An 8,351-nucleotide genomic window follows, 5' to 3' on the forward strand; every position below is an offset into this window, starting at 1 on the left:
ACTACCTTTCACTCTATGAAGGACAGAAATGCGATTAACGCGCTGCGACGCGCACTCACTAAGGCTGGTCTTCGTAATCACGGCGTTCGCCCTGATCGTAGCGGCAGTAATGGAGTGACTCGGACTCGCTGGCTCTCGGTCATGAGACCTTGGAGTGCCGCGCATCGTTCTTGCGACCATGCCCAACCAAGCCCTGTTAAAAGGGTGTCGCAAATCCGGGGTTTCAGGTCGCGCGTCACCATCCGAGGAGCGAGTTCATGGCCGACGAAGTGCGGGTCCGCTGTATGGTGGACGTGCTGATCCATATACTATCGCAACGTTGCTCCCATGGAGAGAAACCGCATCGACTCCCGATCGAAGCGATCATGGGAGGTCGCGTGATCAAGGACGGTCATGAAAGTCGCGGCCAGCCAATTCACAATTTGCGTGCTACCCTGCTGCCTGTCGGCGCGGAGAAGAAGTGATCAGAAAGCTCTCGAATCCCAAATGCGCTGCGAACCACATAACCTTTTCCGTAACTAGCCGCCCACAGCGGCAGGGCCGGTGGTCGTGAACGGTGGCGAATGGCTCACCACCCTGCGTTGTCACAAATGTGGAACGAGATGCGCGTAGGCGAGCTCCCCCTGGGGGATTGGGAAGGCGGAGATCCGATGACACCAGCCGTGCCGAATGTTGGATCGCTGAGGCGCATCCTGGTTGCAACCGATCTTTCGACGAGATCGGACAGGGCGCTCAGGCGGGCCACGCTCATAGCAAAACGCTTGGGTTCTTCACTTTGGCTCGTGCACGTCGTGGATGGCGATCTGCCTCATCGAATGATCGAAGCGGAGCGATCGGCGGCCATGGCCGTGCTCGAGGATACTGTTCGCACGACCTGCGAGGCCGATGGGGTGTCGGCCAATTTCGGGGTCGTGGTGGACGACACGTTCAATGGAATATTGTCTGCCGCGAATGAATTTGGCGCCGACCTGCTCGTCCTCGGCCCGCACCGCAGCCGCTTCCGGGACGTTTTCACTGGAACGACCGTCGAGCGTGTCGTTCGACGCAGCCGCATCCCAGTCTTGGTCGCGATCCAGCCGCCTTCAACTGCTTATGAGCGCACTCTCCTCGCTCTTGATTTTGACGATGCATCGAAGGCGGCAGCCCGGGGTGCCTTGCGCATGGGTATCTTCGACAAGTCCACCGTGAAGATATTGCATGCGTTTGATGCTCCGGCCCTCGGGCTGATGAAACGTTCAATTATGGATCCGGTAGCGATCGACGAGTACGTCGCGAAAGAACGAGTCGAGGCAATCGAGCGGCTTGAGGCGTATACCAAAGAGCTTGGAATTCCACCGACGCCAAGCGGCGTCGTTCTGCGTGAAGGCGGCCCGGCGCAAAGTATCCTGGATGGCGCCCGGGCTGAACGGAGCGATCTTATCGTCCTCGGGACCAGCAAGAAGAGCGGGGCGAAGCGGGTTGTGATAGGCAGCCTCGCCGAGCAGGTTCTTCGCGACGCCGAGCGCGACATTCTCATTATCCCGGTCGACAGCAACGTTGATGGAGCTTCGACCGCCGCGTCGCAAACTCGCGACCCGTTGGACAAAGCAGCGGGCGACCGCGAGCTCAGAGGGCAGTGATGAGGAGGCGATGCCCCACGAACTTCGCGCAAAGAGCACCGTAAKGGGTGCCGCAGCGAGCGCGACAGGAATGAGGATGAGTTCAGTTCCGCCTCGTTGTCAGAAATTGAGAACCCGCCGTGATGCGGCTTCCTCCACACTTCACAATGATGCCCTTGCCAAGGCTTCTTCCAGGGGGATGACAAATAGTTAGGGCTACTGGCATCCCCGCGATGTTGTTGATGATCCGCGCCTCAGCAGTTGATCCGCCCCCGCCGAGCGGTCCGGGTTGAATGTTAGTGGGCGGTTGGCCTGAGCGCCAGCGTGGGCGGCGTAGCTGGTGCGGGTTGCGCAGCCGGCCGCGCGGCCATGGCGGGAATGAAGACCTCCGGCGCGGGAGGCTTGTATCCGAGCGAACCGTGCGGGCCCAGCGTTTGAAGTGCCGCCGCCAGCTTTCGACGACGATCTTCGCCTCGGCGAGGGTGTAGAAGATCTCGCCGTCGAGGAGTTCGTCACGCAGCCTGGCATTGAAGGACTCGATGAAGCCGTTTTCCCAAGGGCTGCCGGGCGCAATGTAGGCGGTCTTGGCGCCAACCGCGCCGATCCATCCCTGCACGGCCTTCGCGACGAACTCCGGTCCATTATCTGACCGAATGTGCCCTGGCACACCGCGCAGGATGAACAGGTCCGAGAGCACGTCGATGACATCGATGGCCTTCAGGCGCCGGTTTACACGGATTGCCAGGCATTCATGGGTGTACTCGTCGATGACGTTCAGCATCCGGTATTTTCTCCCGTCATGGGTGCGGCCCTCGACGAAATCGTAGGACCAGACATGGTTGGGCCGCTCGGCGCGAAGACGAATGYAGGATCCGTCTCCCAGCCAGAGACGGCCGCGCTTGGGTTGGCGGGCCGGAACTTTCAGCCCCTCGCGTCGCCAGATGCGCTCGACCCGCTTGTCATTGACGACCCAGCCTGCCGTCGAGCGCAGCAGCTCGGCGATCTTGCGATAGCCATAGCGGCCGTAACGGCGGGCGAGTTCCACGATATCGGCGGTGAGTTGCTCCTCATCGCCGCGTCCGCGTGGAACCCGGCGGTGGGTCGAGCGATGCTGCCCGAGCACACGGCAGACCCGCCGCTCCGACACATTCAGGACGAGCCGGACATGCTCGATGCAGGCACGGCGACGCGCGGGGCTTACCAGTTTCCCGACGCGGCCTCCTTCAGGATCAGCTTGTCGAGCGTCAGGTCCGCGACGGCGCGGCGCAACCGGGCGTTCTCGGCCTCGAGCTCCTTCATCCGCTTCACCTGATCTGTCTTCAGCCAACCGAACTCACGGCGCCAACGGTAGTAGCTCACCTCCGTCACGCCGATCGAGCGGATCGCGTCGGCAACGGATTGCCCCTGCGAGACCAGCACATCGACCTGGCGCAGCTTCGCGACGATCTCTTCGGGTTTATGACGCTTCTTCGGCATTGCGGTCCTCCTGTCCGCCTCAAGACATACTTCAGGGTGGACCAATTCAACGGGGGTGGATCAGTAGTCGATCGTGCCCATACGTTGAACCGGAAAGCGGAACATACGCGATCGGTCCAGGTTGAAATCTCGGCTATCCGGAAACGTGAGTTGGGTCGGATGACATCCACGCGGAGCATGGACGCCTCCCCTTCATTGGTTGCCGAGTGGCCGCTCCCGTCTTCCGCGACGCTTGGGTCGTCAGTGCGAGCGAAGGGGATCGAACGCGAAATTCGGGCCCGACTGCCCTGGGCAGCGAGGACGTGCATCACGGCTGGGACGGGGCGTATCGCATTGCGTATGTCAGAGGCCGAGACAGATGTATTCAGGGCCGCCTCGGTGTGCATCGCCGACACGCTGGGCGGGATCGCAGGGCTACCCGTACTTCCAAGCGAGGCAGAGGATATTCTGACGATCTCTTCCCGCGAGCGTCACAAGTCGGTGAAAGACGGTCGCCTCAAGAGCATCGGGACACGGACCGTCAAGCTGCGCGGGCGCGCAAAAGCCGTGACGTTCCACGTCTTCGACCCGCGGCAGATCGAGGCCGTGCTTGATGGGGACCTGCCGGCCATCTGGAGAGAGGAGGATGCGCAGGCGCTCGCCGATACCCGGCGGCGTGCGGCGGGGAAGGCCGCGCGGACCCGTGCGGGCAACGGCCAGGGCAAGGCTGGCGACGCCAGAAATGCCCGGGAGGACGCCGCCCGGTCGCAGTTGGACGGCTGGGATGTCTTCGAGGCGGAGGGACTGCTGCGCTAGCAGAACCCCAAATTGGCCATGCGACTTCACCCGCGTAACGGCCGGTCAGGACAATGATGGATACGCAAGCCGCGAAGCGGAAAGCACCTGGATCCGAAGAACGTCGCGAACGGCGGCGGCTGCGCCGAGAGAAGCAGCGGACAGAGAACATTGGGCGCGCCGAAAAAATGCGTGCCGCTCGCCTTGCGGGGACAGTCGCAAAGAGCGGGAATACCTCCTTGGAGGCATCGGTCTATGTCGGCTGCTCGGGATGGTTCTACTGGAAATGGGGTGGACAATTCTACCCGGCGCAGATGCCAACGGGCGAATGGTTCAGCCACTACGCGAAACAGTTCGACACTGTCGAGATCAATGCGTCATTCTATTCGTGGCCAACCGTTGCAAACGTGAAAAACTGGCTTCGTCAACCCGGCGATCGCAATTTCATCTATACGATCAAAGTATGTGAGCTGATCACTCATATCAAAAGGTTTGAGGGCACCAAGACCCTCGTAAAGGACTTTGGGGCGATAGCCGACATTCTCGGGCCACGAATGGGCTGCCTCCTTTTCCAGCTTCCGCCGAGCTACAAGTTCACAAAAGTGAGGCTGACCAGGATTCTGAGCCAGCTCGATTGGGCGCGGCGCAACGTCGTGGAGTTCCGTCACTCGAGCTGGTGGAATGAAACGGTGTACGCGGCTTTTCGTGAGACAGACACGATCTTCTGCTCATGCAGCGGACCCCGACTTCCGGATGACCTGGTGCGGACCGCCGATGAAGTCTACCTGCGGCTCCACGGTCCCGAACGATGGTACCGGCATGATTATTCAGACAGCGAACTGAAAATCTGGGCCGACAAAATCCACGCGAGCGGTGCCAAGAGAGCGTGGATCTACTTCAATAATGACTGTGAAGGTTTTGCGCCAAAGAATGCTCTGGCAATGCGGCGCTTGCTCGAAAATCGACTGTCACACGATCAATCGCCTGTTGCCGCCGAGCCTGGTGCGAAGGCACCGGATGCGTAGATTTCTGCCAGAATCTGGCGCCGACCGGGGACGGCCCGTTCGCCCGGGCTGGCGGGGAAAGTGGTGGGGGAACTTCCGGCTTTCTGAGACATTGGAAAAATATCGGTGCTCGCCAGATCCGATCGCCTCACTTGAGCGAGGGATGAGTCAGGTGATCGTGTCATGGCCGACGCGGCCTATGACGCCTGATCCCCTCAGGCGAAAGATTGCCAAGAAGGGCGCCATCGCCGTCATTCCCAACAACCCGTCACGGGCGCGCAAATATCCCCTCGACAAGCACCTCTACGCCCAGCGCCACCTGATCGAATGCTGCTTCTCGAGGCTCAAGCAGTTTCGTCGGGTCGCGACGCGGTTCGAAAAGACGGCCAAACACTACCTCACCGTCGTCACAATCGCCGCCATGGTCCTATGGATCAGATAAATGTCCACAGATCCTAGCGATCATGCCTTCCACGCGTCACCGGCTTTCGGCAACACCAAGAAGCCTGGAACCTTTACTATAGCTAAGGGCGGAACGATTCAAGGTTCGGCAGTTCTAGAAGATCGGGCCGCTGCGGAGCGAAGGGGCGGCTCCAGAAGCGTGACCCACRCAGACCGAAGCGCCAGGGCTGCTCGGGCGCTTCGGAAATGCCTATGCGAGTGCCGCTCACGATTGAGGGCCTTTCACTCGGGGCTCGAACGAAGAAAGGGGGTTCCGTCAAACTCAGGCCGTTGTAGACATCGGTTATTCCAAGCGCGCTTGCGAGCCGCCCGGGTCCGGAGCAGATATTTCTGTCCGTCCCTCGCCGCATGATCATCTTATCGATGCCGACCTCCGGGGCTATCGCGCGGATCAAAACGGCGCCATGGCCCTCCGCAACCACGTTGAAACACCAATGCAAGCCGTAGGAGCGGTAGACATAGGCGTGCCCAGAATTGCCAAACATCGTTGCGTTGGCGGGAGTGCGGCCGCGATAGCTGTGTGATGCGGGATCGTCACGAAGATAGGCCTCGGTTTCGACGATCGTGCCACCCACACCGTCGACAAGCAGCAGCGCTCCGATCAGCCTTTTCGCAAGCTCGACGGCGTCAGCGCACTCGAAAGAGGCAGGCGAATGAGGCATCTGGACTCGTCAGGGCCCTTTTGATCACTGGTACGTCGGCGGCAGCCGCCGGAATGTTAGAAGAGAACAGCGGGCCTTACCTATCGATCCCGCGCCGAATGCTCATCGATAAAGAGAGCGAAATGGGCTCAGTTCGGCCGCATGACGGACTTGAGGTTCATGAACTCGTGCAGACCGTGAGTGCCAAGCTCTCGTCCGTGACCAGACGTCTTCATGCCGCCAAACGGCACCTCGGGCGAGGAGGCGAGCATCTGGTTGATCGCAGTCATGCCAGCCTCAATCTCGCGCACGAACCGCTCCTGTTCGCCGACATCATTCGTCCAGACCGACGAGCCCAGTCCATAGGGAATGGCATTCGCGATCCGGATCGCGTCGCCGATGTCCTCAGCCTTGAACAGCATGGCTATGGGGCCGAAGATCTCCTCTTTCATGAGGTCGCCCTCGAGAGGCACGTCGACCAATATCCCCGCTGACATATAGGCGCCCTTGCCGGGCAGCGCCTGGCCGCCGAACAGAAGCTTGGCGCCCGCCGCCTTCGCCGCGGCGAGCTGGTCGAGGACCGTTTCGCGCTGTTCGAAACTCGAAAGTGGGGCCATGTTTGACGCCGCGTCCATCGGGTCGCCGGCCTTCACGGYCTGCATCGCAGCAGARAACTTCTCCCGGAATGCTTCGTAGATGTCGGCATGGACGATCATCCGCTTGCCGCAAATGCACGACTGGCCGCTGTTTTGGATGCGAGCCGTCACGGCCTGTTTCACCGCCGCGTCGAGATCGGCCGACGGCATGACGATGAAGGGGTCGGAACCGCCGAGTTCCAGCACGACCTTCTTCAACGCCGCGCCCGCCTGCTCGGCCACTGCGCGTCCGGCTGCCTCGCTGCCCGTTAGCGTAACCGCGACGATGCGCCTGTCCGCAATGAGGCCGGCGACGGCGGAGGACTTGATGGCAAGATTCTGGAACACGCCGTCGGGTGCGCCGGCGGCGATCACCATCTCCTCCATCAGCCCGGCGACGCCCTGGACGATGCTGGCATGCTTTAGCAAGCCGACATTGCCCGCCAGGATCGTTGGCGCAAGGAAGCGGACGGCCTGCCAGTAGGGGAAGTTCCAAGGCATGATCGCCAACACAGGCCCCTGCGGCAGGTAGCGCACCTCTGCGCGGCCGCCGCTCGCCATAGCGATCTCGGTCGGCTCAAGCATTGCGGGGCCGTTCTGCGCGTAGTGACGGAAGGCCGCGGCGCTCTTCTGCACCTCGGCGATGGCCGACGCATGGGTCTTGCCCATTTCCCGGACTGCCATCACAGCAAGTTTCTCGCTGTTAGCCTCGTATTGCTCGGCGATCTTCTCCAGCAATGCGGCGCGCTCCGCGATCGGCCTCGCACGCCAGTGCCGGAAGGCCGCCTCCGCCTTGACGATCTTGCTCTCCACCTCCGGTGCGGCCAGTTCGGGATAGGTGGCGATCTCGTCGCCGGTTGCAGGATTGACGCCGCGAAACATGTTGGCTCCTTCGCAAGTGTGCTTCTCGGGGCGCGCGCTAATCGGATCGGGCGGAACTCAGGCTCCGGCGCGGCCCGCTCCGTCATTCTCGACGAAGCCGCCTGGCCGGGCAGGGTGGGGCGGATTCCAGCCGAAGTAGACCTCCGTCCTGACGATCCGGCCAGCGCGTACGGCAAGCAGCTCGACGTTGCGAAAGCGCTTCCGCACCGTTGCCGCCTCGTAGACGACCCAGGCGGTCTCGCCAGCTTCGCCACCGGCTACGAGGGTCATCTCGACCAAGACTTCGCGGTTTGGCCAGCACCGCGCGAAATAGGATTGGCGGTCGAGATCGTTATCGATGGGGCTCGTGAAGCCGTAGTCCTCTGCGATCAGGCGCTMGATCGCGCTGGGTCCTTATCAACGTAGGCTTTGAGCGCTGCCTTCACTGTGGCGAGCGGACCGCCCATGATCTTCTMCTGAAATAGCTTTCATCTAGCCGGCGTCGAAAGCCGCCTGTCGGCTCTCAGATTCTGCGGCCAGTGATTGGTCAACGTCGCGTTGGCGAGGGGGTTCCTTCCATCTCGTAGGATCGCCGCCTTCAGGGGCCGGACTAGGTGTGTAGTCCCGAAATCTGATGGTGCATCATCGATCCTGAGTCGTCAGGAGGAGGATGCATTATGGGAAGCGTTCTTCATGGCAGCGCCCGCACGACGGCGCGTGTTCGAGCCGAGCTCCAAGGGTCGAAAGAGAGCAGYCGGGCCCTTGCCGTCCGCTACGGCTTGAATCCGAAGACTGTGCTCAAGTGGCGCAAAAGGACCACCACATCCGATGCGCCCATGGGACCGAAGGMCCCTCGAAGTACGGTGCTGACGCCGGCCGAGGAAGCCATCGTCGTGGCCT

7 protein-coding genes and 3 pseudogenes are annotated in these 8,351 nt (G+C 61.5%); 6 read left to right on the top strand and 4 right to left on the bottom strand.

Annotation, left to right across the window (positions count from 1 at the left end):
* Positions 1-257: 257 nt before the first annotated feature.
* Positions 258-464, top strand: coding sequence for a hypothetical protein (locus AC1DJT_RS31070; RefSeq protein WP_476769692.1), 207 nt, complete (start codon positions 258-260; stop codon positions 462-464).
* Between the two features lie 186 nt (positions 465-650).
* On the top strand, positions 651-1,619 hold the full coding sequence (locus AC1DJT_RS31075; protein ID WP_476769693.1) for a universal stress protein: 969 nt from the start codon (positions 651-653) through the stop codon (positions 1,617-1,619).
* Positions 1,620-1,894: 275 nt separating this feature from the next.
* On the opposite strand, the pseudogene AC1DJT_RS31080 reads toward AC1DJT_RS31075, so the two are convergent.
* Positions 1,895-3,074 (bottom strand): annotated as a pseudogene (locus AC1DJT_RS31080) (IS3 family transposase).
* Between the two features lie 339 nt (positions 3,075-3,413).
* On the opposite strand from AC1DJT_RS31080, the gene AC1DJT_RS31085 reads away from it, so the two are divergent.
* The 3 genes and pseudogenes from AC1DJT_RS31085 to AC1DJT_RS31095 all read left to right on the top strand — a co-directional run.
* Positions 3,414-3,869 carry a hypothetical protein gene (locus tag AC1DJT_RS31085; RefSeq protein WP_476769694.1) on the top strand — a complete coding sequence of 152 codons (456 nt, stop codon included), beginning with the start codon at positions 3,414-3,416 and terminating at the stop codon, positions 3,867-3,869.
* 56 nt (positions 3,870-3,925) lie between these two features.
* On the top strand, positions 3,926-4,873 hold the full coding sequence (locus tag AC1DJT_RS31090; RefSeq protein WP_476769695.1) for a DUF72 domain-containing protein: 948 nt from the start codon (positions 3,926-3,928) through the stop codon (positions 4,871-4,873).
* Positions 4,874-5,026: 153 nt separating this feature from the next.
* Positions 5,027-5,294, top strand: a pseudogene (locus AC1DJT_RS31095) (transposase); the annotation flags it as partial.
* A gap of 82 nt (positions 5,295-5,376) precedes the next feature.
* On the opposite strand, the gene AC1DJT_RS31100 reads toward AC1DJT_RS31095, so the two are convergent.
* From AC1DJT_RS31100 to AC1DJT_RS31110, 3 genes are all read right to left on the bottom strand, one after another.
* Positions 5,377-5,976, bottom strand: coding sequence for a DNA-3-methyladenine glycosylase (locus AC1DJT_RS31100; protein WP_476835564.1), 600 nt, complete (start codon positions 5,974-5,976; stop codon positions 5,377-5,379).
* A gap of 128 nt (positions 5,977-6,104) precedes the next feature.
* Positions 6,105-7,472, bottom strand: coding sequence for an NAD-dependent succinate-semialdehyde dehydrogenase (locus tag AC1DJT_RS31105; RefSeq protein ID WP_476835565.1), 1,368 nt, complete (start codon positions 7,470-7,472; stop codon positions 6,105-6,107).
* A gap of 57 nt (positions 7,473-7,529) precedes the next feature.
* Positions 7,530-7,742: a hypothetical protein gene (locus AC1DJT_RS31110; protein WP_476769698.1), complete on the bottom strand. Its 213-nt coding sequence runs from the start codon at positions 7,740-7,742 to the stop codon at positions 7,530-7,532.
* A gap of 386 nt (positions 7,743-8,128) precedes the next feature.
* On the opposite strand from AC1DJT_RS31110, the pseudogene AC1DJT_RS31115 reads away from it, so the two are divergent.
* Positions 8,129-8,351 (top strand): annotated as a pseudogene (locus AC1DJT_RS31115) (IS481 family transposase); the annotation flags it as partial.

The organism is Allobosea sp. 05T422_2 (genome assembly GCF_056396265.1).

Excerpts from the sequence above, each read along its gene's own strand:
- AC1DJT_RS31070 (WP_476769692.1), top strand. The coding sequence starts at position 258 with ATGGCCGACGAAGTGCGGGTCCGCTGTATGGTGGACGTGCTGATCCAT.
- AC1DJT_RS31075 (WP_476769693.1), top strand. The coding sequence starts at position 651 with ATGACACCAGCCGTGCCGAATGTTGGATCGCTGAGGCGCATCCTGGTT.
- AC1DJT_RS31085 (WP_476769694.1), top strand. The coding sequence starts at position 3,414 with ATGTCAGAGGCCGAGACAGATGTATTCAGGGCCGCCTCGGTGTGCATC.
- AC1DJT_RS31090 (WP_476769695.1), top strand. The coding sequence starts at position 3,926 with ATGGATACGCAAGCCGCGAAGCGGAAAGCACCTGGATCCGAAGAACGT.
- AC1DJT_RS31110 (WP_476769698.1), bottom strand. The coding sequence starts at position 7,742 with ATGACCCTCGTAGCCGGTGGCGAAGCTGGCGAGACCGCCTGGGTCGTC.